Here is a 22484-nt window from a genome sequence, read left to right as displayed (position 1 = left end):
ATGTCATGAGCAAACTACTGGATCGCTTTCGCTACTTTAAGCAGAAACGCGAGACCTTTGCCAACGGCCACGGTCAGGTGCTGGACACCAACCGCGACTGGGAAGATAGCTACCGTCAGCGCTGGCAGTTCGACAAGATCGTTCGCTCAACGCACGGGGTGAACTGTACCGGATCCTGCAGCTGGAAAATTTACGTTAAAAACGGGCTGGTGACCTGGGAAACTCAGCAGACAGACTACCCGCGCACCCGCCCGGATCTGCCCAACCACGAGCCGCGGGGCTGCCCGCGCGGCGCCAGCTATTCGTGGTATCTCTATAGCGCTAACCGGCTGAAATACCCGCTGGCGCGCAAGCGGTTGATTGAACTGTGGCGCGAAGCGCTGGCGCGGCATCCGGACCCGGTCGATGCCTGGGACAGCATCATGCAGGACCGCCAGAAATGCCTCAGCTACAAACAGATGCGCGGCAAAGGCGGGTTTATTCGCTCGACCTGGAAAGAGCTGAACCAGCTGATTGCCGCCGCCAACGTCTGGACCATCAAACAGTATGGCCCGGACCGCATCGTGGGTTTCTCGCCGATCCCGGCGATGTCGATGGTCTCCTATGCTGCCGGCACCCGCTATCTGTCGTTGATTGGCGGCACCTGCCTGAGCTTCTACGACTGGTACTGCGACCTGCCGCCGGCCTCGCCGATGACCTGGGGCGAGCAGACCGATGTCCCGGAATCCGCCGACTGGTATAACTCAAGCTACATCATCGCCTGGGGGTCGAACGTACCGCAGACCCGCACCCCGGACGCCCACTTTTTTACCGAGGTCCGTTACAAAGGCACCAAAACTATCGCCATCACGCCGGACTATTCGGAAGTGGCGAAACTGTGCGACCAATGGCTGGCGCCGAAACAGGGTACCGACAGCGCGCTGGCCATGGCCATGGGTCATGTGATTTTAAAGCGTTTCCACCTCGATAACCCAAGCGATTACTTCCTCAACTACTGCCGCCACTATACCGACATGCCGATGCTGGTGATGCTCGAGGCGCGCGCGGACGGCAGCCTGGTGCCGGGCCGCATGGTCCGCGCCTCCGACCTGCTGGACGGGCTGGGTGAAAGTAACAACCCGGAGTGGAAAACCGTGGCGTTCAGCAGCGCCGGCGAACTGGTGGCCCCCAACGGCTCCATTGGTTTTCGTTGGGGTGAAAAAGGTAAATGGAACCTCGAACCGCTGGCCGCCGGAAAAGAGACCGAACTGGCGCTTTCCCTGCTGCCCTTTAATGACGCCGTGGTCCCAGTGGGTTTCCCCTACTTCGGCGGCAATGAGAACCCCCACTTTCGCAGCGTGGCCCAGCAACCGGTAATCATTCACCAGCTGCCGGCAAAACGGCTGGCGCTGGCGAACGGCGACAGCGCCCTGGTGGTCAGCGTCTATGACCTGGTGCTGGCTAACTACGGGCTCGACCGCGGTCTTGACGACAGCAATGCGGCCAGCGATTTTAGCGAAATCAAAGCCTATACCCCGGCCTGGGCCGAGCAGATCACCGGCGTCCCGCGCCAGCATATTGAGCAAATTGCCTGGGAGTTTGCCGACACCGCGCATAAGACCCACGGCCGGTCGATGATCATCCTCGGCGCCGGGGTGAACCACTGGTATCACATGGACATGAACTACCGGGGGATGATCAATATGCTGGTGTTCTGCGGTTGCGTCGGACAGAGCGGCGGTGGCTGGTCGCACTATGTCGGCCAGGAGAAGCTACGTCCGCAGACCGGCTGGCTGCCGCTGGCCTTTGCTACCGACTGGAACCGTCCTCCGCGGCAGATGAACAGCACCTCCTATTTTTACAACCACTCCAGCCAGTGGCGTTACGAGAAGCTCACCGCGCAGGAACTGCTCTCTCCGCTGGCGGATGCCAGCCGCTATACCGGCCACCTGATTGATTTTAACGTCCGGGCGGAACGGATGGGCTGGCTGCCCTCCGCCCCCCAGCTCAGCGTTAACCCGCTGACGATTAAGCAACAGGCCGACACCGCCGGACTCTCACCGGCCGACTACACAGTACAGGCGCTAAAATCCGGTACTATTCGCTTCGCCTGCGAGCAGCCGGATAACGGGAAAAACCATCCACGCAATATGTTTATCTGGCGATCTAATCTGCTGGGCTCCTCCGGTAAGGGGCATGAGTACATGCTCAAATATCTGCTGGGCACCGACAGCGGCATTCAGGGCGATGAACTGGGGGCCACGGACGAGGTGAAACCGGAAGAGGTGGAATGGCAGACCGCTGCCATCGAAGGCAAACTCGACCTGCTGGTGACCCTCGATTTCCGTATGTCCAGCACCTGCCTGTTCTCCGATATCGTCCTGCCGACCGCCACCTGGTATGAAAAAGACGATATGAACACCTCGGATATGCACCCGTTTATCCACCCGCTCTCCGCCGCGGTCGACCCGGCCTGGGAAGCCAAAAGCGACTGGGAAATCTATAAAGAGATTGCCCGGGTCTTTTCGACGGTCTGCGTGGGGCATCTCGATACTGAAACGGATGTGGTGCTTCTGCCGCTGCAGCACGATTCGGCGGGCGAGCTGTCCCAGCCGTTTGAGGTGAAGGACTGGCATAAAGGCGAATGCGATCTGATCCCCGGAAAAACCGCGCCAACCATCGCGGTGGTGGAGCGTGATTATCCGGCAACCTATGAGCGTTTCACCTCGCTGGGGTCGCTGCTGGATAAACTTGGCAACGGTAGCAAGGGCATCACCTGGAAAACCGAGGATGAGGTCGAATTCCTCGGCAAACTCAATTACGTCAAGCTCGACGGCCCGGCCAAAGGCCGCCCGCGTATCGACAGCGCCATCGACGCCACCGAGGTGATCCTCAGTCTGGCGCCGGAAACTAACGGCCAGGTCGCGGTTAAAGCCTGGCAAGCGCTCGGTGAGTTTACCGGGCGCGACCACACCCATCTGGCAATCAACAAAGAAGACGAGAAGATTCGTTTTCGCGATATCCAGGCGCAGCCGCGCAAAATCATCTCCAGCCCGACGTGGTCCGGTCTCGAAAGCGAACACGTCTCCTATAACGCCGGCTATACCAACGTCCATGAGCTGATCCCGTGGCGCACCCTCTCCGGCCGCCAGCAGCTGTATCAGGACCACCCGTGGATGCGCGACTTCGGCGAAAGTCTGGTGGTCTACCGTCCGCCGATTGATACCCGCAGCGTCAGCCACATGCGCGAGATCCCGCCCAACGGCTTCCCGGAAAAGGCGCTCAACTTCCTCACACCGCACCAGAAATGGGGGATTCACTCCACCTACAGTGAAAACCTGCTGATGCTGACCCTGTCGCGCGGCGGGCCAATCGTCTGGCTCAGCGAAACCGATGCCAAAGAGCTCGGCATTGAAGATAACGACTGGATCGAAGCCTTCAATGCCAACGGCGCCCTTACCGCCCGCGCGGTGGTGAGCCAGCGCGTTCCGCCGGGGATGACCATGATGTACCACGCGCAGGAACGCATCATGAATATTCCCGGCTCTGAAGTGACCGGTCGTCGCGGCGGGATCCATAACTCCGTGACCCGTATTTGCCCCAAACCGACCCATATGATTGGCGGCTATGCGCAGCTGGCCTACGGCTTTAACTATTACGGTACCGTCGGCTCCAACCGCGATGAGTTCATCATGATTCGTAAAATGAAAAACATCAGCTGGCTGGATGACGAAGGTCGCGACCAGGTACAGGAGGCGAAAAAATGAAAATACGCTCACAGGTCGGGATGGTGCTGAATCTCGACAAATGCATCGGCTGTCATACCTGTTCGGTCACCTGTAAGAACGTCTGGACCGGGCGCGAAGGGATGGAATACGCCTGGTTTAATAACGTGGAAACTAAACCCGGCATCGGCTATCCGAAAAACTGGGAGGATCAGGAAGAGTGGCAAGGCGGCTGGATCCGTGGGATCACCGGCAAGCTGACGCCGCGCCTCGGCAACCGGGTGGGCGTGCTATCAAAAATCTTCGCCAACCCGCAGCTGCCGGGCATCGACGACTATTACGAACCCTTCACTTTCGATTATCAGCATCTGCACACCGCGCCGGAAAGTGAGCATCTGCCGACCGCGCGCCCGCGGTCGCTGATCAGCGGTAAGCGAATGGATAAAATCAGCTGGGGGCCAAACTGGGAGGAGCTGCTGGGCGGCGAATTTGAAAAACGCGCCCATGACCGTAACTTCGAAGCGATGCAGAAAGAGATGTACGGCCAGTTTGAAAATACCTTCATGATGTATCTGCCGCGCCTGTGCGAACACTGCCTCAACCCGAGCTGCGTCGCTACCTGCCCGAGCGGCGCCATCTATAAGCGCGAAGAAGATGGCATTGTGCTGATCGATCAGGATAAATGCCGCGGCTGGCGCATGTGCATCAGCGGCTGTCCGTACAAAAAAATCTACTTTAACTGGAAAAGCGGCAAATCGGAGAAGTGCATCTTCTGCTATCCGCGCATCGAATCCGGCCAGCCGACGGTGTGTTCAGAAACCTGCGTCGGGCGCATTCGCTACCTCGGCGTCCTGCTGTATGACGCCGACCGGATTGAGGAAGCGGCCAGCACCGAACATGAAACCGACCTCTATGAACGCCAGTGCGATGTGTTCCTCGACCCGCACGACCCGGCGGTGATTGAAGAGGCGCTAAAACAGGGCATTCCTCATAACGTCATCGACGCGGCGCAAAAATCGCCGGTGTATAAACTGGCGATGGACTGGAAGCTGGCGCTGCCGCTGCACCCGGAATACCGCACCCTGCCAATGGTCTGGTACGTGCCGCCGCTGTCGCCGATTCAGTCGGTCGCCGATGCCGGCGGTTTGCCGAATAAAGGCACGATCCTGCCCGCGGTAGAGAGCCTGCGCATTCCGGTACAGTACCTGGCGAACCTGCTGAGCTCCGGCGACACCGGCCCGGTGCTGCGCGCCCTGAAACGAATGATGGCGATGCGCCACTATAAACGCTCTCAGACCGTCGAAGGGGTCACCGATACCCGGGCGATCGAGGAAGTGGGTTTAAGCGTCGAGCAGGTTGAAGAGATGTACCGCTACCTGGCTATCGCCAACTATGAAGACCGCTTTGTGATCCCCACCAGTCACCGTGAAATGGCGGAAGATGCCTTCCCGGAACGCAACGGCTGCGGGTTTACTTTCGGCGACGGTTGCCACGGGTCGGATACCAAATTCAACCTGTTTAACAGCCAGCGAATCGATGCGATCAACATCGGGGAGAAGGACTAATGCGGATTCTGAAAGTCATTGGTCTACTGCTGGAGTACCCGGATGCCCTGCTATGGGACAACCGCGAGGAGGCGCTGGCGCTGGTCCGCGCCGATGCACCGGCGCTGTTGCCGTTTGCCGCCCCGCTGCTGGCCGCCCCGCTGCTCAACCGCCAGGCCGAATGGTGCGAGGTGTTTGAGCTTGGGCGCGCAACCTCACTGCTGCTGTTTGAACATGTGCATGCAGAGTCCCGCGATCGCGGCCAGGCGATGGTCAATCTGATGAACCAGTACGAGCAGGCCGGGCTGCAGCTCGACTGTCGGGAACTGCCGGACCATCTGCCGCTCTATCTCGAGTACCTCAGCACGCTTGCGGCGGACGCGGCCAGGGAGGGATTGCAAAACGTCGCGCCGATTCTGGCACTCCTTGGCGGGCGGTTGAAACAGCGGCAATGTGAATATTATCAACTGTTTGACGTATTGCTGGCGCTGGCCGGCAGCACGCTCAATAGTGACAGTGTCACAAAACAGGTAGCAGGTGAGAAACGCGATGATACCCGCCAGGCGCTGGATGCCGTGTGGGAAGAGGAGCAGGTGAAATTTATCGAAGATAATGCCACCGCCTGCGACAGTTCGCCGATGCAACATTATCAACGACGCTTTAGCCAGGACGTCGCGCCGCAGTACGTTGACGTCCGTGCCGGAGGCCCGAAATGATACAATACCTGAACGTCTTTTTTTACGACATCTACCCCTACGTCTGCGGGACGGTGTTTCTCATCGGCAGTTGGCTGCGCTATGACTACGGGCAGTACAGCTGGCGCGCCTCCTCCAGCCAGATGCTCGACAAGCGTGGCATGGTGCTGTGGTCGAATCTGTTCCATATCGGCATTCTGGGGATTTTCTTCGGCCACCTCTTTGGCATGCTGACCCCGCACTGGGTCTACTCATGGTTCCTGCCGATGTCGCAGAAACAGCTGATGGCGATGATCCTCGGCGGCGTCTGCGGCGTACTGACGCTGGTGGGCGGCGCCGGGCTATTGATCCGTCGTCTGACCAACCCGCGGATTCGCGCCACCTCATCGACGGCGGATATTGTGATCCTCAGCATTTTGTTGATTCAGTGCATTCTGGGGTTAACCACTATTCCCTTCTCGGCCCAGCATCCCGACGGCAGCGAGATGTTGAAGCTGGTGGACTGGGCCCAGGCGGTAGTGACCTTCCACGGCGGTGCCTCGGCGCATCTTGATGGCGTGGCATTTATCTACCGCATCCACCTGGTGCTCGGGATGACCATTTTCCTGATCTTCCCCTTCACTCGCCTGGTGCACGTCTGGAGCGCACCGATCGAATATTTAACCCGTCGCTATCAGTTGGTGCGGTCCCGGCGTTGAGGGGTTAATTATGTAATCCCTGGCCGCTTGCACTTATTGGTAAAAGCAAACGCCCGGCTTCCGGTTCAGGAGTCGGGCGTTTTTATTGCACCGACGGTATCTGTCATCAATCCTCGCCATGTTTTATACTCGCCTCTCATAATTGTCGTATTTGCCCTAACACCATTGACGCCAACGGAAGAGCCATTCCCAGAGAGGGAACCATGAGTAAATATGTCATTTTTATCAGCACCAGCGGTGGTAAAGCGTTTCCAAAAGAACAGGTTACCCGTGCATTCATTAAAGAGATGAAGCAAAAAGGGTTTAGAAAACATCATATTGAAGTGGACGCAGAGAACGAATCCCAGGCCGTTAAGGCGTTAAATCAATTTAATGATGAGTATATGCAGGAAGTAAAAGACTACACCGGCAATATTATATTTGTCGGCATCATCACCATGTTTGGATTTATTATTTGGTTTTTTACATAGATATAGCGAATGAAAGAGCCGGGTTAATAATAATATGAGTAACAGCCCGGCTTATTACCGTTTTGGCTGCCACAGCGCAGCATCCGTCGGCGGCAGATGCTGCGCAAAGCAGTCGACAATGGTATCAAACAGCAGCGTTGCCGGTGCAGAAAGGCGACGTTCATCGCCATATAACCCGACGCCAATATCCCCCGCCTCGGGCAACGTTGCAGCCGGAATCACCTTGAGCGTAGCCGGCATGCCGATGGTGGTACGCAGCGCGACCCCTAACCCGGCAGAAGCGGCGGCCCAGATACCGTTCAGGCTACGGCTGGTAAACGCGATACGCCACGGAATACCGGCATTATCTAACGCCGTCGTGGCGGCCGTACGCATCACACACGGCGCTTCAAACGCCAGCAGCGGCAGCGGCTGGTTTTTGGCAAGATACGTGGCGAGTTCGAACTCTGGCGCCGCAATCCAGCGCAGCGGCACCCTCCCCAGCGCCCGATCGAAGGCCGGTTGTTCGCGCCCTTCCCAGCTCAACGCCAGGTCAAGCTCCTGGTGCAGCATCGCCTCTCTCAGCGGTGCGTTGCGGGTCACGGTCACGGCAATCTCGACCTCCGGGCAGGCCCGGGCAAACTGCCCGAGGATCGTCGGCAGGAGCACCTCACCAAAATCCTCCTGCAGCCCAAGGCGCACTTCGCCGCTCACCCCTCTGGCCTGCAACGCGGCACAGGCCTCGTCATTGAGACTCAGGATCCGTCGCGCGTAACCGAGCATGATTTCACCTTCAGGCGTCAATGTCAGATGGCGGCCCGCCTTCTGCACCAGCGCCATACCAGCCTGCTGCTCCAGCTTTTTTAGCTGCGCGCTAACTGCAGAGGTTGAACGCCCGAGGCGCTCCGCCGCGAGGGCAAAACTGCCCAGCTCCATCCCGGAGACAAAAGCCCGCAGCGCATCAGCATCAAAAGTCAGTGGTCGTCTGGCCATCATCAATCATCCTGCTTTTAAGGACTATCAGTCATGAATTATATGATTATCGAAATTATCATAACCGGATATCGTCTCTGTGACACCCCACTGGATTTCACAATAAGGGCAAAATATGAGTAACGGTCATCTGACACGGGAAAACCTGGCGCAACTGGCGTTTTATGCCGGCTGGCCTGCCGCGGTGTCGGCGTTAAACGTACTGCACCAGCTCAACGCAGAATAAGGAGATGACGATGCCTGTGACCCGCATTGCGATTTCTGAGCAACGCTTCGAACCCTGGCACGCCGCCATTAGCGCCGCGTTACAGCAGGCTCTGGAAGGCCACTTTTCGGTCCCGGCCGGTGACTGCTTTCAGCTGTTCGATTGTTACAGCCAAGGGCGACGGCTCGTTAACCCGCACTATCTCTGCACGTCTGAGGTCGGGCGCAGCGATGATTTCCTGCTGTTTCAGATAACCGCCGGTAAGCCGCGCAGCCGTCTGCAAAAGCAGCGTTTCTATCAGGATTTAGTGACGCGACTTGAGCAGTCGCTGGGCATCAGCCCGCATGAGGTGATGGTGGTGATCGGCTTTACCGAGCCGGAAGACTGGTCATTTAGCGGCGGCAAGATGTTCTGTTTAACGGAATATGGGCCGGAGAACGTCGTTTCCGGCCCTTGAGCGCCCTACTTACCGGCTTCCGGATGGGTATCAAACGCCGCCATCACCGCCGCCAGCTCCGCTTCGCTGAAGCCATATTTGGCATCCGTGACGCCAAGGCCGAAGCGGGACTGCAGTGCGACATACAGCGCCGGAACGTCCGGGAAATCAACCTTCTCGACCACGTGGTGCTTATCCCAGTGGGTGAAGTGGAAGTTGGTTAAGGTCATTTTGCCGCCGTCCGGCAGATGGCGGCACATCAGCAGATGGTGGCGGAAATGCGATTGCGGCCAGTGGGCCGACCAGAAATTGCCCATTACATAGTCGGACGCGTACTGGTGACCGAGGTCAAAATGATACATAGACTGCCAGTGGCCATGGTGGCTGAACTGCAGCGTCCAGACCTCTCCTTCACACAGCAGGCGATACTCACCGTGCGGGGTGGCTTGCTCTACATCAGCCAGCAGACGGATCGGCGCGGTCAGCGTCTGCCCGCCGAAACCGACATCGGCAATCCAGCGTTCGCCTTCCACTTCTACCAGCAGCAAACGATGGGTACGCGGCGGCATCTGCGGCGGATTCGCCAGCACCACTCTTCCCAACAGGCTGCGGACTGTAAAGCCCAGCTCGCGCAGCGCTCTTTCCAGCAGACCGTTTTGCTCGAAGCAGTAGCCGCCACGCCGACCGTTCACCAGCTTGTCTTCCAGCGTCCGATCGTCGAGGTGGATCTCCCGGGGCAACAACACATCCAGATTTTCAAACGGGATGGCGCTGTTGTGGTGAATATGCAGGTCGCGCAAGGTGTCGATCGTAACATCAGGGGTTCCCGTCCAACCCAGACGGGAAAAATAGGCGCTTAAAAATGGACTCATCAATGCCTCCAGCAATCGGTGTCCGACATTTATAGCCTATTTTTGCCAGTTGACCGTCTATTTTGTGCGGTCGTATTCATTCACGTGTGCTCCGCTGCATTAACGCCAGCGCGCTGAGCATCAATACCAATCCGGTCAACAGCGTCAGCGAAGCCATCGCCATTCCCTGCCCGACCGAGCCCTGCTCAAACTGGCGCCAGATAAACACCGCTACGGTCTGAGTGCCGGCCGGCGCCAGCAGCAGCGAGGTCACCAGCTCGCGCGATGCCACCGCAAACACCATCAGCATGGCGGCCAGCAGTGCCGGAAACACCAGTGGCAGAACAATCAGCCGCAGCGCCTGCAGGGGGGTAGCACCGTGCACCCGCGCGGCTGGCTCGAGGTTATTGCCAAGCTGGCGCAGCGCGCTACCCACATAGCGCACCGGCCACGGCAGCAGCAGGCAACAATAGGAGAGCAGCAGCATAAACCAGCTGTTATAGGGCGAAACCGGCCAGAACGGCTGGTTCCACAGCAGAATCAACCCCACGCCCACCACCACGCCCGGGAGCGCCGCCGGCATCAGCGATAAAGCATCAACCAGGGCGCTGCCCTTGATTTTCTGCACCAAAACCAGCCAGGCCGCCAGCAATCCGATCAGCCCGACAATCAATGCCGACGCCAGCGCCAGCGACAGGCTGGTTCCCAGCGCCGACAGCGCATCGCCCTGCTGGGCAAACAACGCGGAAAAATGACGCAAGGTAAAATTGTCGCTGTGAAGACCACCGGACAGCGTGCCCATCAGGCTGGTCAGCACCATTGAGGCCCCCGGCAGCAGCACCGCCAGCCCACCAACGCCGGCCATCAGCAGCACCGCAGGCGCTGCCAACCAGCCAAGGCTGGTACCGCTGTTCTCTCCCGGCTTGCCGGTCACGCTGGTGACCTCTTTATCGCCAGTGAGTCGTTTTTGCAGCCACCAGGCCAGCAGTGCCACCGCGATCAGCAGCAGCGACAGCAGCGAGGCGCCGGGTAAATCAATCGGCCAGTCGGCGAGTTTTTTCTCAATGCCGACGGTAAGCATCGTCAGCCCGGCCCGCGAGCCCAGTGCAGCCGGAACGCCGTACTCTTCAATCGCCAACGTAAACGCCAGCAGCATCCCTGCCGCCAGCGCCGGTGAGAGCATCGGCAGCGTGATATGCCAGAAGGCCCGCCAGGCGCTGGCGCCGTGCACTCGCGCCACCATAGCCAACCGTTGTCCGTTCGCCAGCAGGCTGCGGGAAACAGCAAAGTAGACCACCGGGAAGATGTTAAAGGTCATCACCAGCACGATCCCGCTGCGGCTAAACAGCAGATCGTTAAGATCCCAGCCCGTGAGCTGTTGCAGATAGCCGTTACGTTGCAGCACCAGCATCCACGACAGGGCCGAAATATAGGGCGGCGTCAGAAATGGGATCAGGAACAGCAGATCCCACAGGCGCGGCATCGGCAGCGTAAACAGACCGCGCAATACCCCCAGCGGCAAGCCAATCAGTACGCTCATCAGCGCCACGCCAGCGGCGACCCACAGGGTGCCGCCGAGCATCGACAGCAGTTGCGGGTCGCTAGCCAGCGTCGATACGCCGCTCAATGCCCCGTCCAGCGAACCGGCGATAAAGTGCGGAAAGACCGCTTGCAGGACGATAAATAACAGCGGTAACGCCACCAGCACCAGCAGCGCTGTTAGCGTAAACCCGGATATCAGTGTTTGTTTCACGACATTTTCCTGAAAAACCACCGCCCGCGATCTATCGGCGGTCCTGTATCCCGGGTTAGGCGCAAGCTATCACCCGGGAAAGATCGATTTACTGTGCGAACAACGTATTGAAGCGGGACAGCACCGCACTACGTTCACTGTTGCCATCGCTGGTGGTTGGCAAGATCTTAAGCTCATTAAGCAACGGACGTTTGGCCTGGACATCGCTTCGCGCCGGCATCAGCCAGGCGTCGGCAACCAGCGCCTGGCCTTCTGGCGACAGGACATAATCAACGAAGGCTTTAGCATCGTCAGCATGTTGGCTGGTCTTGAGGATCATCATCGGACGCGGCGCAATTACCGTGCCGCTGGCGGGGAAAATCACCTTCAGAGATTCGCCCTGATGGATGTTGCCGTAGGAGACATAATCCACCGCACCAAATACCGCCGCCTTCGCCCCCTGCATCACCGGGGTGACGGCCTGAGCGTTCGGCCCGCTGACCACCATGCCATTGCGCTTCAGGTCGTCAAACAGCGCCCAGGCTTTATCGCCCATGCCATTTTGTAACCCGATCAGCAAATCCAGCGATGCGCCGGAGAGCGCCGGGTCCGGCGTGGTCACTTTGTCTTTGAACGCCGCTTCGGTCAGATCACGCCACTCTTTCGGCTCCGGAGTCCCGCTTTTGGTATTCCAGACGATCCCCAGCGCCGAGATCCCCTGCGCGACATAATCCGTCGATTTCAGGTTCGCCGGGACCTTATCGGCGTTGGCGCTCTGATACGGCAGCAGCCAGCCGCGGTGATGTAAATCTTCAGCGGTATCCCAGGAGGCGGAGATCAGCACATCTGCCTGCGGGTTGGCCTGCTCGGCTTCCAGACGGGCCATCACTTTGCCGGTGGTGGCCTGGAAAATATTGACCTTCACCCCGGTTTTCTTTTCATAGCCGCTGGCAAGGCTCTTCGCCAGCGAGCCGGGACCGGCGGTATATACGGTCAGCGCGTGGGCGCTGGACATCATGGTGACGGACAACAGCATCGCGAGCGCAGCTCCTTTCTTAATGGTCATAACGGTTTTCATGCAAGTTCCCCTGAGGATGAAGTAACGGTGCGCACGGCGGCGATGGCGCCCGCCGAGAGATGAACAATTCTGTCGGCCAGCAGTTCGGCTTCGCGGCGATCGTGAGTGACGTACACGGCGGTGATCCCCAACTGTCGCAGGAGTCGGCTCATCTCCACGCAGAGTGATTCCCGCAGTTCGCTATCAAGATTGGAGAGCGGCTCATCGAACAACAGAACCCGAGGTTCAGCGACAATGGCACGCGCCAGGGCGACGCGCTGCTGCTGCCCGCCGGACAGCCCGGAAGGTTTACGCCCGGCGAAACCGCTGAGGCCCACCAGCGCCAGCGCCTCAGCGACCCGCTTTTGTCGGTCATGCCGCGGTACGCCGCGCATGCGCAGCGGAAAGGCGACGTTTTGCTCCGCCGTCATATGCGGCCACAGGGCGTAATCCTGAAACACCATGCCGATATCACGCTGTTCCGGTGGCATTGCCCAACCGCGTTTTGCCACCAGCCGGTCGCCGAAGCGAATTTCGCCGCTGGCAGGCACGGTGAGCCCGGCCAACAGACGCAGCAAGGTGCTTTTTCCGCAGCCTGATGGCCCTAAAAGCGCCACAATGCTGCCCGCGTCGATCTGTAGGTCTATCTGATGAAGAATGGTCTGGGGACCGAAGGCGAAAGAGACGCCATCGAGTGTGATGCTGGTCAGCGCGCGCATTATCGCCCTCCCCGTTGGGAAAGCGATGCTCTGCCCGCGGTCAACACCTGACGGGCCGCGCTCACCTGTGATAAAGACAGGAGAGCTACCATGTTGTGATCCTCTTTGGGATTTAGTGGTGCCGACTATAGGGAGCCTGTATGACGTATTGATTACGTTTTCATTGCGGATTAACGTGTTGTCAGGCATCAGACCCATTTACCAAGGAACGCTTATGAGCCGTTTTCGCCACGTGGAACTCCAGTACGCCAGTCGCCTGCTCAATCATGGCCCAACCATTCTGATCACCAGTTATGACGCCCAGACGCAACGCCGCAATGTGATGGCCGCCGCATGGTCGATGCCCGTCGAATTCGCACCGCCCCGGCTGGCGATCGTGGTGGATAAAAGCGCCTGGACGCGGGAAATTATCGAGCGCAACGGCACCTTCGGCATCGTGGTTCCCGGGGTGGCGGCAGCCAGTTGGACCTACGCCGTGGGCAGCATCAGCGGGCGCGACGAGGATAAATTCAACGCCTACGGTATCCCGGTGGTCACCGGCCCGGTTCTGGGATTACCGTTAATCGAAGAGAAATGTCTGGCGTGGATGGAGTGCCGCCTGCTCCCGTCAGGCTCAGCCCAGGAACAGTACGATACCCTGTTTGGCGAGGTAGTTTCCGCTGCCGCCGATGAGCGCGCGTTTGCTACTGGTCGCTGGCAGTTCGACGACGATAAGCTCAATACCCTGCATCATCTCGGCACCGGTAATTTTGTTGCCAGCGGCCGCCACGTGCAGGCCAATATGCCGGAAGAGTAACCTTTCTTTACCGAGGCAGGCGATTAAGCCTGCCGTTCACACACCCTTTATTAGCAGGTTGCTTGTTTGTTGCTTCAGACATATAGTTAGGCACCATACTATATGATGGAGGCCGCTATGGAACTCGAACAAAAATACCTATCGCTACTGCAGGAAGCCGAACGTCATCAGCTTGCCGATGTGGACAATATCCGCCTCTGTTTTCAGACCCTGTCGTTAGCTGCCGCCATCGACCGCGATTGCGCGACGCTGCTGGCACCCTGGGGGTTATCCGAGGGGCGCTTCGTGCTGCTGTTTTTGCTTGATGCCGCGCCTGAGGGCCTCGCCCCCAACGTGCTGGCAGAAAGAGCCGGCGTCACCCGGGCGACGATCACCGGTCTACTGAACGGTCTTGAGCGCGACCAGTTGATTGAACGTCATGCCGACCCTCTTGATGGCCGGGCGATGCGTATTGGATTAACCCCTGAAGGCAAGCTGCTGATCGGCAAAGTTTTTGCCCAGCACAGCCGCTGGATTGCCGGTTTGTTCAGCCATCTCTCGGCGCCGGAGCGCAGCCAGCTGGCTGGCCTGCTGGCGAAAGTCGCCGCCGGTACGCTGGCAGGAAAAGCCGCGTCTGATTCGTGTTAAAACACAACGTAAAGGAGCAGCAAACATGTCTCATTATTTGGTTGAACTCTACACTCCCAATGCCGCCTGGCACGCGCTGTCAGAGGCGCAACGTAGCGCGTTTATTCAGGGCATTCAGTCCGGGATGAGCGGTCTTGCACAATGGGGGGTTGAACTGCTGACGCTGGCGGAAACCGATACGGCCATCGACAACGCGGCCCCGCACCGCTTTTTGGGGATCTGGCGTTTTCCTGACGCCCAGGCCCGCGATGCCCTGCTGGCCGGTATCGCTGCCAGCGGCTGGTATGGCTATTTTGATCACATCAATGCCGCCGCGGTGACCGGTAATATGCAGCAGCACCTGCAGGCGCTGGCGGGATAATATCCTGCGGCCAACTCCCCGGTGGATCGGCTACCGGGGCTACAAAGCGCATAATCATAATATCGTCGCCCGGATAAGCTGCCCTGCTCCACCATCCGGGAATCATCCATATCATCTCAGAAAGGAACTCACGATGAGCATACCGCAAACCCAGACTCAGCTCCTGGAAGCCATTGACAAAAACTTCACCACATTGGCCAATTACCTTGCGCATATTCCTGAAGAGAAAACCGCTGAAAAAAGCTTACCAGGCCATGCGCAAGGCACGGTCATGAGCGTACGCGATCTGCTCTGTTATCTGTTGGGATGGAACGAACTGGTACTTAAATGGCTCACATACGACAAGGCGCAAGAGTCTGTCGACCTTCCTGAAACCGGTTTTAAATGGAATCAACTTGGGCAGCTGGCGCAGAAGTTTTATGGCGATTACCCTTCCCGGGACTTCGCTTCTTTACTGGCCGACCTACATGAGGTTAAGCAGCAAATTATGGTCCAAATCGCTACCGGTGACGACGAGACACTGTATGGTCGCCCTTGGTACGGTAAATGGACTCTGGGGCGGATGATTTCATTAAATACCTCGTCACCCTACGCCAACGCCTGCGCCCGATTGCGTAAATGGGCAAAAGAGCAGAGTATTCCCTTGAAATAACCCCCCAGCAACGCGGCAACGTTTCCGAGGGTTATACCCCGGTGGCGCTGCACTGACCGGACCACACACTACTCCATCCGGGCTCTCTCAACGCTGTACCCGGCGCCGGTCTTCGCCGGGCTCAATACAGGAATTTTATTTTAATAAACGTGTAGCCAGCCGTTTTGTTACAGGCTGGACGGCTGGCTATCTAGTGGAATATTCATGAAGGCAGATAGCAATTAAAAATTCAGTTTATTGACTATCCTTTTTATCTCAATTTTTTAAAAACAACCAAAATCAAACAATCCTGCCTTTGAGCATCTTATTTTACATGCTTTTTAATTTATCAATAATAACTGGGTTGCCCTTAAGCAGTAAAAGCAACTTTCTTGAGGGACCGGTTGGCTGACGTCGTTTGGTTTCCCAGCTTTTTACCAGCTCATAGCTGACGCCAACGGCAACCGCGAAATCCTGCTGTTTCAAACCAGTTGCTTCCCGTATCGCTCTCACGTCAATCTCACTAAAGGTATGAATATGCTCTACCTTTGGCGTTTGCTCGCCTTTTTCAATCCTGACCATCTCTTCTGCACTGGCCAGCAGATCGGCAAACAATTCATCTTTCATAAACACCTCAGTTGGCTCTCTGTCGCTACAAATGTTTGCTCAGCCTGACTTACTGTTTATATATTAGTTTAATAAACCAGCAACTTGTCTTAACATCTTTTTTTGTTCCTGGCTTAATTCATCTCTTTCATTTTTCGAATAGATTAATGCCAGATAAATGCGCCCTTTTGTCGTTACATTGTAGTAAATCACCCTTACGCCGCCACGCTTCCCTGTTCCCGGTCGACCCCAACGAATTTTACGAAATCCTCCGGTACCTGAAATAGTGTCACCGGCTTCGGCATCGTTGATCAGCATCTCCTGAAAGGCACGAAACTCATCATCCGGTAACAGCTCCTGACGTCGTTTACTGAAACCTTGCAGCTCAATAAAAGTAAACATCTTATTCCCTGATGTCATCACGACTTACTGGTTAACATACATGTACCCGGTACATTAATCAACCAATTTAATGTACCGGGTACATATTCATTAACCAAGCTTACCCCGTGGCGCTGCGCTGACCGGACCACACACTATTCCATCCGGGCTCTCTCAACGCTGTACCCGGCGTCGGTCTTCGCTGGGAGTCAGGCCAAACACCTTTTTATATAAGGTGGTGAAGTGATTGCTATTGGCAAAACCACATAAATACGCCACCTCGGTGATCGTCATATCGGTTTCGCGTAATTTTACCCGTGCCGATACTAAACGTAGACGTTTTAAATAATTATCCGGCGTCAGCCCGGTGGCTTCTTTAATATGGCGAAAGGCAGTGCGGGTAGTCAGATGGAATTTCTCCGCCAGCTGCCCCCAGTTATGCTCCTCAAAACAGTGCTCCTGTAACCAGGTTAACAGTTTATGCAGCTTATACTTGGTGTTGCTATATTCGGCTTCGGTTTCGGCATGGAGGATCGTGGTGATCAGCTGGAAAAAAGCGGCTTCACGCAGGGCGCTATTTTGCGCCTGCTGAAGCTCGGGCGAAAATATTTTATCCACCAGCTCTTTGCAGAGATGTCGGGGGTCCGGAGCAAGCCACCCGTAGCAGGAGGCCTGCCGGGCTGAGAATTTTTGCAATAGCGTATCGAGATGGCGTAAATAATGAAATTCCACCTGCGGGTTAATCAGCACATTAATTAACTTGAGCGTTCCGAGCTCATCATAATAATGCACATCACCCGGCTGGACGTAAAAAACGTCTCCTTGTTGGATATATAATGGGCGGCCATTTATAACGTGCAGTCCGTGCCCCTCTTCAACAATCACCAGCTCAGCAAACTCGTGGCTATGTTCATGGCTATTATCTTCCGGGTCACTGGCGTACATCCCCAGCTTATCCTGCGGGTCGGTGAAATAATACTCAACGGTCAACATCATCATTTCTTCAGTCCAAAACGACATACGGCGCAGTGGCACGATAATCGATTTTACTGACCGCCACGAACAAGATTTATGGATTTGTGATCGCCAACCGGCCCATCCCTTCATCACTGCCATTTTCGCAAATGCATTGGCATTGCCAGAGTGGTTGACGCAGGAAGCGGCGTCTTATGCTGCGGACAAATAAACACAGAGGACGCAGTATGTCACAAGCTATTCAGCAGAATGCGCACATCCCGATGACCCGCCATCCGGCATTTTTACGCACCGCGGAGGCGCTCCGACCTGAGCTGCGCAGCCAGCCCCACTCACCAGTAGCGGTAGTCGAGGCATTTGCCGATAACGACGCCGTGTTTGGCTGGCGCGCCGAACCGCTGAGCACCCTGGCCGAATTATCCCGGCGTGAACTGACCAGCGGCGATAGCGTAATTATCGATTTTGGCAGTCATTATGTGGGCTACCTGCATTTCGTCTGCCGCAGCGCCGGAAGCCCGCCGGACGCCCCGGCACACCTGCAGTTGACCTTCGGCGAAACGCTCAGTGAAGTGTGCGAGCCGTTCAGCGATTATCGGGGCTGGCTCAGCAGCAGTTGGTTACAGCAGCAGGACCTGTGGCTGGATGTCTTACCCGCGGAGATTAATCTGCCAAGACGCTATTGCTTCCGCTATCTCAAAGTGGAAGTCAAAGCCGTTTCAAGCAAGTTCCGCCTGCAACTCGACCAGATTCGGGTGAATGCCGTAACTTCCGCCAGCAACGCCTGCCCGCCGACCACAACGCGCGATCCGCAGCTCAAGGCCATCGACAAGGTATCAGTCCTGACCCTGCAAAACTGCATGCAGGAGGTTTTTGAGGATGGTCCCAAGCGTGACCGCCGGCTGTGGCTCGGTGACTTACGCCTGCAGGCGCTGGTGAACGACGTCACTTTCGCGCATCACGATCTGGTCCGCCGCTGCCTGTATCTCTTCGCTGCACACACCCGCGAAGATGGCATGGTTTCAGCCAACGTGTTCGTCCAACCGGATGTGCTTGCAGATGACACGTTTCTGTTTGATTATTCGCTGTTTTTTACCGATGTCCTCTACAACTATTTGCAGAGCACCGGGGATGTTGAGAGCGCCTGTGAGCTCTGGCCCACTGCCCGGCGTCAGATCGAGCTGGCGTTAACTCGCTGCGATGAGAATGGCCTGGTGCGCGACAGCGAAGACTGGTGGGTATTTATCGACTGGCAAGAATCGCTGAATAAGCAGGCTGCGGCCCAGGGGGTACTGATTTACTGCCTGCAACGGGCAATCTGGCTGGCCGAACGGTTTGAACCTGAGCGGGCGGCCACCTGGCGTAGCGCGTTACAGCACCGCAAAGCGGCAGCAGAGACGTTATGGGATGGTCAGCAGGGCTTTTACGTCAGCGGCGCACAGCGTCAGGTCTCCTGGGCCTCGCAAATCTGGCTGGTACTGGCGGAAGTCGGCAGCCCTCAGCAGCGTCGCGAGATCATGGATAACCTGGCCACCAATCCCCCCACCATCGCGATGAACACGCCGTATCTGCGTCACCACTATATTGCCGCCCTGCTGCAATGTGGGCTACGCGATGAGGCGATTACGCAGATCAAAGCCTACTGGGGGGCAATGGTGGATTACGGTGCCGATACCTTCTGGGAAATTTTCGACCCGCAACAGCCTGACTTTTCCCCTTATGGCAGCAAACTGATAAACAGTTACTGCCATGCGTGGAGCTGCACCCCGGCCTGGTTTATTCGCCAGTACGGACTTTAACAACAACAATCCCCTTCATCCTTCAAGTTGCCTGGGTGTTGGCTGCACCCGTTCACCCCAGTCACTTACCTGAGTAAGCTCCTGGGGATTTACGGCCTTGCCGCCGACAAGCAACTCGAATTATTTTGGGTATATAAGCGAGCGTATTTTTATGGCAGATACAACTTTTACTCTCTGGCGGCAGCGCCTTGGCTATGGCATCGCCGACCTCTCCTGCAACCTTGTGTGGCAGATGATCTCCCTTTACCTGATGTTCTTCTACACCGACGTCATGGGCCTGCCAGCCTACTACGTTGGGTTGATGTTCCTCGTCACCCGTCTGGTGGATGGCGTCGCCGACGTGTTGATGGGGTTGGTTATCGATAATACCAGTACCCGCTGGGGGCGCTGTCGTCCCTACCTGCTGATCGGGGCGGTCCCCTTCGGTCTACTGTGTGTTCTGGCCTTCTACGTGCCGGATTTTGGCACTACCGGTAAGCTGATTTACGCCTTTATCACCTATCTGTGTCTGTCGTTTCTCTATACCCTCGTCAACATTCCGTTCTGCGCGATGCTGCCGTTTTTGACCAACGACTCGCGGGAACGTACCACCCTTTCGGCGGTGCGCATTCTGCTAGGTTCATTAGGCGCGACCATTGTCGCCGTCGCTACCCTGCCGTTAGTCGGCGTCCTGGGCAAAGGCCATCAGCAGCACGGCTTCTTCTATACCGCCGTCATTTTCGGCGCGATCGCCACCTTCTTTCTGCTGGTGAGCTTCCGCAACGTCAAAGAAAATATCAGTATTACCCAGGAGCGAATGACCTTGAAACGCGCGTGGGTCAGCCTGCGCGCTAACCGACCGTGGTTGGTCTTCGCTATCAATATTTTCCTGATGTGGGGCGCGTTCTTTTTCCAGACCGGTGCGCTGGTTTACTTCTTCCATTATTACGTCGGTAACAACGATCTGACGGCAATCGTCGCCGGGATCTCCACTTTTGTGCCGCTGCTCGGCACCCTCACCGTGCCACTGCTCGCCAGCCGCCTGAAGAAGCGCCACGTCTATCTGATCGCCAGCGCCATTAACCTTATCGGCATGGGCATGATGATGGCGGCAGGCGTCAATAGCTGGGGGCTGATTGCCGGCGCCATTGTCTTATCGCTGGGCGCCGGGCAACGGACGGCCATTTACTTCTCGATGCAGGCCGACCCGGTAGATTACGGGGTGTGGAAAACCGGCATCAATACCGCCGGGATTTTAACCTCGATCAACGGCTTCCTGGGCAAAGTCGCGATGGCCGGCGCAGGGGCGATTACCGGCATCCTGCTCTCTTCTGGCGGCTATATCGCAAACCAGAGCCAAAGCGAGAGCGCGATGCTGGCGATTAAAGCCTGCTATCTCTATATCCCGGCGCTGCTGATTGTCGCCTCAATGCTGTGGATTGGCCGCTTCTACCGCCTCGATGACCACTACGAGCAGATCCGCGCCGACCTCGACGCCGGGCGCCGGGCGCCGCCGGACACGTCGTCAGTCGCTGGAGAAAACCACGCCCTGTAAGGCGCAGCACACCCTTTATACCGATGAAATAATAAGGATTGATATGCGTATCTCTTTGATTAGCGCAGCGGTTTGCTGCTCCCTTTTTTCGGCTTACGGAGCGAGCGCCGCACAGCTCAGCGTGGAACAACGGCTGGCGCAACTGGAGGCCCGGCTTAATCATGCCGAGCAAGAAGCGGGAGACGCTAAGCGTCGGGCGCAGCAGGCGGAGCAACGGACCAGCGCGGCAGAACAACGTGCGGCGGCGGCAGAGAAACAGGTTCAGACCCTGAGCCAACGCACCACCGTAACCGAGAAAAAACAGCAGGCGACCGACCAGCAGCTGGCAAAATCGAGCCTCGGCGACGGTTTTGAATTTAACGCTTACGCCCGCTCCGGGATGCTGGTGGATAGCCACGGTAAAGGCGCGCGCGGCGGCCCGGGGATCTCCCCTGCCAGTTCACTCAACGGCGATGCCCATGTTGGCCGTCTCGGCAACGAGAAAGATAACTATGTGGAACTGAGCTTCGGCAAAAAGATGACCTTCAGCGACGGCTCATGGGCGCACTTTAAAACCATGCTTGCCGACGGCGCCACCAATCCGGACCCGTGGGTGCAGGATAACGACAGCCACCATCTGAACGTGCGCCAGCTGTACGTTGAAATGGGCAACTTCGCCGACTTTAGCGGGCCGTTTAAGGATGCCTCTATTTGGGCCGGGAAGCGTTTCGACCGGGACAACTTTGATATCCATTTTACCGACAGCGATATCATGTTCATTGGCGGCACCGGGGGTGGGATCAACGACGTCAACTGGAACAGCAGCCTGCGCGGCGATTACTCGGTTTATGCGCGTAACTTCGGCGATCTGGGGAGCGATAACTATGAAGATAACGATATTCAGAATCTGATGTTCACCGCCAACCACTTCTGGGACCGCTGGCAGTTAATGACCACCGCCATGACCGCTCAGGGCAACGACGATCTGAAGGATAATACCTCGACCACCGGCAGCTACGCGCTACGTAGCGACAATACCGCGAAGAGTGGTTATTACGCGATGCTGGCCCTGCATGACAAACAGCAGTTTTATGGCCTGGCGCCTGGCGTATCGGAAAGTGCCCTGCAGTACGGCCACGGACTGGGTGCTGAAGCACGCCAGCCCGGCAGCGATGGCGACCTGACTGAGAACGCTAAATCTCTGCGTTTTGCCTCCTACGGCATTTTACCATTGGGGAAAAACTGGGAGCTGGCGCCGTCGGTTATCGCCCAGCACAGCGAAGACCGCTATCGCGACGGTGACCGTTACGATTGGGCGACCTTCAACCTGCGGGTTTCTCAGGCCATCACCCGCAACTTTGCCCTGCTGTATGAGGCGTCCTGGCAGTATATGGACCTGAATCCGAACGGACGAAGCTACCGCTATAACAGTAATGTCTATCAGTACCAGGCGGTGAGCGGTGATTTCTACAAACTGACCTTCGCCCCGACGTTTAAAGTTGGCGACGTCTTTGATATCAAAGCGCGGCCGGAAATCCGTTTCTTTGTCACCTGGATGAACTGGGATAAAGACCTGGACCGTTACGCGATTAACGATGATTTTGGCAGCAAAGGCTTTACCGCCGGGGGGAACTGGAACTTCGGCGTACAGACGGAGATTTGGTTCTAAGTCAGGCACCTGTCCCCGGTGGCGCATGCCGGGGATACACGCCGCA

The 22484-nt window shown here is 57.1% G+C and carries 21 protein-coding genes; 13 read left to right on the top strand and 8 right to left on the bottom strand.

What is annotated here, in order from left to right; all coding sequences use genetic code 11:
- Positions 1-5 precede the first annotated feature (5 nt).
- The 5 genes from ACMYSO_RS01225 (at position 6) to ACMYSO_RS01205 (ending at position 7111) form a co-directional block, all read left to right on the top strand.
- Positions 6-3746 carry a nitrate reductase subunit alpha gene (locus ACMYSO_RS01225; protein ID WP_434668865.1) on the top strand — a complete coding sequence of 1247 codons (3741 nt, stop codon included), beginning with the start codon at positions 6-8 and terminating at the stop codon, positions 3744-3746.
- Positions 3743-5269 (top strand): nitrate reductase subunit beta, encoded by a 1527-nt coding sequence (gene narH, locus ACMYSO_RS01220; RefSeq protein WP_434668864.1) that lies wholly within the window; start codon positions 3743-3745, stop codon positions 5267-5269. The genes ACMYSO_RS01225 and narH overlap by 4 nt, the downstream gene beginning before the upstream one ends.
- The gene (narW, locus tag ACMYSO_RS01215; protein WP_434668863.1) at positions 5269-5964 is read left to right on the top strand and encodes a nitrate reductase molybdenum cofactor assembly chaperone; all 696 of its coding nucleotides are present in this window, start codon (positions 5269-5271) and stop codon (positions 5962-5964) included. The genes narH and narW overlap by 1 nt, the downstream gene beginning before the upstream one ends.
- Complete coding sequence (narI, locus tag ACMYSO_RS01210; RefSeq protein WP_434668862.1) at positions 5961-6641, top strand: respiratory nitrate reductase subunit gamma; 681 nt, start codon at positions 5961-5963, stop codon at positions 6639-6641. Before narW ends, narI begins: the two co-directional genes overlap by 4 nt.
- A 203-nt stretch (positions 6642-6844) precedes the next feature.
- Positions 6845-7111, top strand: coding sequence for a hypothetical protein (locus ACMYSO_RS01205; RefSeq protein WP_434668861.1), 267 nt, complete (start codon positions 6845-6847; stop codon positions 7109-7111).
- 54 nt (positions 7112-7165) lie between these two features.
- On the opposite strand, the gene ACMYSO_RS01200 is transcribed toward ACMYSO_RS01205, so the two are convergent.
- Positions 7166-8083 carry a LysR substrate-binding domain-containing protein gene (locus ACMYSO_RS01200; protein ID WP_434670882.1) on the bottom strand — a complete coding sequence of 306 codons (918 nt, stop codon included), beginning with the start codon at positions 8081-8083 and terminating at the stop codon, positions 7166-7168.
- Between the two features lie 236 nt (positions 8084-8319).
- On the opposite strand from ACMYSO_RS01200, the gene ACMYSO_RS01195 reads away from it, so the two are divergent.
- A complete protein-coding gene (locus ACMYSO_RS01195) occupies positions 8320-8745 on the top strand; it encodes a tautomerase family protein (protein ID WP_434668860.1) in 426 nt (141 codons plus the stop codon).
- 5 nt (positions 8746-8750) lie between these two features.
- Here ACMYSO_RS01195 and nhoA read toward each other — a convergent pair whose 3' ends face one another.
- From nhoA to ACMYSO_RS01175, 4 genes are all read right to left on the bottom strand, one after another.
- Positions 8751-9596: an N-hydroxyarylamine O-acetyltransferase gene (nhoA, locus tag ACMYSO_RS01190; RefSeq protein WP_434668859.1), complete on the bottom strand. Its 846-nt coding sequence runs from the start codon at positions 9594-9596 to the stop codon at positions 8751-8753.
- A gap of 76 nt (positions 9597-9672) precedes the next feature.
- Complete coding sequence (locus ACMYSO_RS01185; RefSeq protein WP_434668858.1) at positions 9673-11328, bottom strand: ABC transporter permease; 1656 nt, start codon at positions 11326-11328, stop codon at positions 9673-9675.
- An 88-nt stretch (positions 11329-11416) separates the two neighbouring features.
- Positions 11417-12385: an ABC transporter substrate-binding protein gene (locus tag ACMYSO_RS01180; protein WP_434668857.1), complete on the bottom strand. Its 969-nt coding sequence runs from the start codon at positions 12383-12385 to the stop codon at positions 11417-11419.
- Positions 12382-13086, bottom strand: coding sequence for an ABC transporter ATP-binding protein (locus tag ACMYSO_RS01175; protein ID WP_434670881.1), 705 nt, complete (start codon positions 13084-13086; stop codon positions 12382-12384). The genes ACMYSO_RS01180 and ACMYSO_RS01175 overlap by 4 nt, the downstream gene beginning before the upstream one ends.
- A 211-nt stretch (positions 13087-13297) precedes the next feature.
- On the opposite strand from ACMYSO_RS01175, the gene ACMYSO_RS01170 reads away from it, so the two are divergent.
- The 4 genes from ACMYSO_RS01170 to ACMYSO_RS01155 all read left to right on the top strand — a co-directional run bounded on the left by ACMYSO_RS01170 (position 13298) and on the right by ACMYSO_RS01155 (position 15519).
- Positions 13298-13879, top strand: coding sequence for a flavin reductase family protein (locus ACMYSO_RS01170; protein WP_434668856.1), 582 nt, complete (start codon positions 13298-13300; stop codon positions 13877-13879).
- A gap of 117 nt (positions 13880-13996) precedes the next feature.
- A complete protein-coding gene (locus tag ACMYSO_RS01165) occupies positions 13997-14506 on the top strand; it encodes a MarR family winged helix-turn-helix transcriptional regulator (protein ID WP_434668855.1) in 510 nt (169 codons plus the stop codon).
- Positions 14507-14531: 25 nt separating this feature from the next.
- Positions 14532-14867 (top strand): DUF6616 family protein, encoded by a 336-nt coding sequence (locus ACMYSO_RS01160; RefSeq protein WP_154143772.1) that lies wholly within the window; start codon positions 14532-14534, stop codon positions 14865-14867.
- Positions 14868-15000: 133 nt separating this feature from the next.
- Positions 15001-15519 (top strand): ClbS/DfsB family four-helix bundle protein, encoded by a 519-nt coding sequence (locus ACMYSO_RS01155; protein ID WP_434668854.1) that lies wholly within the window; start codon positions 15001-15003, stop codon positions 15517-15519.
- Positions 15520-15828: 309 nt separating this feature from the next.
- On the opposite strand, the gene nadS is transcribed toward ACMYSO_RS01155, so the two are convergent.
- From nadS to ACMYSO_RS01140, 3 genes are all read right to left on the bottom strand, one after another.
- The gene (nadS, locus tag ACMYSO_RS01150) at positions 15829-16125 is read right to left on the bottom strand and encodes a NadS family protein (RefSeq protein WP_434668853.1); all 297 of its coding nucleotides are present in this window, start codon (positions 16123-16125) and stop codon (positions 15829-15831) included.
- Positions 16126-16188: 63 nt separating this feature from the next.
- Entirely contained in the window at positions 16189-16506 is a 318-nt protein-coding gene (locus tag ACMYSO_RS01145) for a type II toxin-antitoxin system RelE/ParE family toxin (protein ID WP_434668852.1), read from the bottom strand.
- Positions 16507-16659: 153 nt separating this feature from the next.
- Positions 16660-17484 carry a helix-turn-helix domain-containing protein gene (locus tag ACMYSO_RS01140; RefSeq protein WP_434668851.1) on the bottom strand — a complete coding sequence of 275 codons (825 nt, stop codon included), beginning with the start codon at positions 17482-17484 and terminating at the stop codon, positions 16660-16662.
- Positions 17485-17687: 203 nt separating this feature from the next.
- Between ACMYSO_RS01140 and ACMYSO_RS01135 the strand changes: the two genes are divergently transcribed.
- From ACMYSO_RS01135 to ACMYSO_RS01125, 3 genes are all read left to right on the top strand, one after another.
- Positions 17688-19256: a sugar hydrolase gene (locus tag ACMYSO_RS01135; RefSeq protein WP_434668850.1), complete on the top strand. Its 1569-nt coding sequence runs from the start codon at positions 17688-17690 to the stop codon at positions 19254-19256.
- A gap of 151 nt (positions 19257-19407) precedes the next feature.
- Positions 19408-20790 carry a glycoside-pentoside-hexuronide (GPH):cation symporter gene (locus ACMYSO_RS01130; protein ID WP_434668849.1) on the top strand — a complete coding sequence of 461 codons (1383 nt, stop codon included), beginning with the start codon at positions 19408-19410 and terminating at the stop codon, positions 20788-20790.
- A 43-nt stretch (positions 20791-20833) separates the two neighbouring features.
- Entirely contained in the window at positions 20834-22438 is a 1605-nt protein-coding gene (locus tag ACMYSO_RS01125; protein WP_434668848.1) for a carbohydrate porin, read from the top strand.
- The last annotated feature ends 46 nt before the right edge of the window (positions 22439-22484 follow it).

It is taken from the genome of Klebsiella sp. B345, from assembly GCF_051131735.1.
Lineage (GTDB): Bacteria > Pseudomonadota > Gammaproteobacteria > Enterobacterales > Enterobacteriaceae > Klebsiella.
The sequence above is the reverse complement of the archived record's forward strand: the minus strand, read 5'-3'. Positions and strand labels throughout refer to the sequence as shown.

Bases quoted from the DNA above. Each gene is read 5' to 3' on its own strand.
- ACMYSO_RS01225 (WP_434668865.1), top strand. From the start codon at position 6: ATGAGCAAACTACTGGATCGCTTTCGCTACTTTAAGCAGAAACGCGAG.
- narH (WP_434668864.1), top strand. From the start codon at position 3,743: ATGAAAATACGCTCACAGGTCGGGATGGTGCTGAATCTCGACAAATGC.
- narW (WP_434668863.1), top strand. From the start codon at position 5,269: ATGCGGATTCTGAAAGTCATTGGTCTACTGCTGGAGTACCCGGATGCC.
- narI (WP_434668862.1), top strand. From the start codon at position 5,961: ATGATACAATACCTGAACGTCTTTTTTTACGACATCTACCCCTACGTC.
- ACMYSO_RS01205 (WP_434668861.1), top strand. From the start codon at position 6,845: ATGAGTAAATATGTCATTTTTATCAGCACCAGCGGTGGTAAAGCGTTT.
- ACMYSO_RS01200 (WP_434670882.1), bottom strand. From the start codon at position 8,083: ATGGCCAGACGACCACTGACTTTTGATGCTGATGCGCTGCGGGCTTTT.
- ACMYSO_RS01195 (WP_434668860.1), top strand. From the start codon at position 8,320: ATGCCTGTGACCCGCATTGCGATTTCTGAGCAACGCTTCGAACCCTGG.
- nhoA (WP_434668859.1), bottom strand. From the start codon at position 9,596: ATGAGTCCATTTTTAAGCGCCTATTTTTCCCGTCTGGGTTGGACGGGA.
- ACMYSO_RS01180 (WP_434668857.1), bottom strand. From the start codon at position 12,385: ATGAAAACCGTTATGACCATTAAGAAAGGAGCTGCGCTCGCGATGCTG.
- ACMYSO_RS01170 (WP_434668856.1), top strand. From the start codon at position 13,298: ATGAGCCGTTTTCGCCACGTGGAACTCCAGTACGCCAGTCGCCTGCTC.
- ACMYSO_RS01165 (WP_434668855.1), top strand. From the start codon at position 13,997: ATGGAACTCGAACAAAAATACCTATCGCTACTGCAGGAAGCCGAACGT.
- ACMYSO_RS01160 (WP_154143772.1), top strand. From the start codon at position 14,532: ATGTCTCATTATTTGGTTGAACTCTACACTCCCAATGCCGCCTGGCAC.
- ACMYSO_RS01155 (WP_434668854.1), top strand. From the start codon at position 15,001: ATGAGCATACCGCAAACCCAGACTCAGCTCCTGGAAGCCATTGACAAA.
- nadS (WP_434668853.1), bottom strand. From the start codon at position 16,125: ATGAAAGATGAATTGTTTGCCGATCTGCTGGCCAGTGCAGAAGAGATG.
- ACMYSO_RS01145 (WP_434668852.1), bottom strand. From the start codon at position 16,506: ATGTTTACTTTTATTGAGCTGCAAGGTTTCAGTAAACGACGTCAGGAG.
- ACMYSO_RS01140 (WP_434668851.1), bottom strand. From the start codon at position 17,484: ATGATGATGTTGACCGTTGAGTATTATTTCACCGACCCGCAGGATAAG.
- ACMYSO_RS01135 (WP_434668850.1), top strand. From the start codon at position 17,688: ATGTCACAAGCTATTCAGCAGAATGCGCACATCCCGATGACCCGCCAT.
- ACMYSO_RS01130 (WP_434668849.1), top strand. From the start codon at position 19,408: ATGGCAGATACAACTTTTACTCTCTGGCGGCAGCGCCTTGGCTATGGC.
- ACMYSO_RS01125 (WP_434668848.1), top strand. From the start codon at position 20,834: ATGCGTATCTCTTTGATTAGCGCAGCGGTTTGCTGCTCCCTTTTTTCG.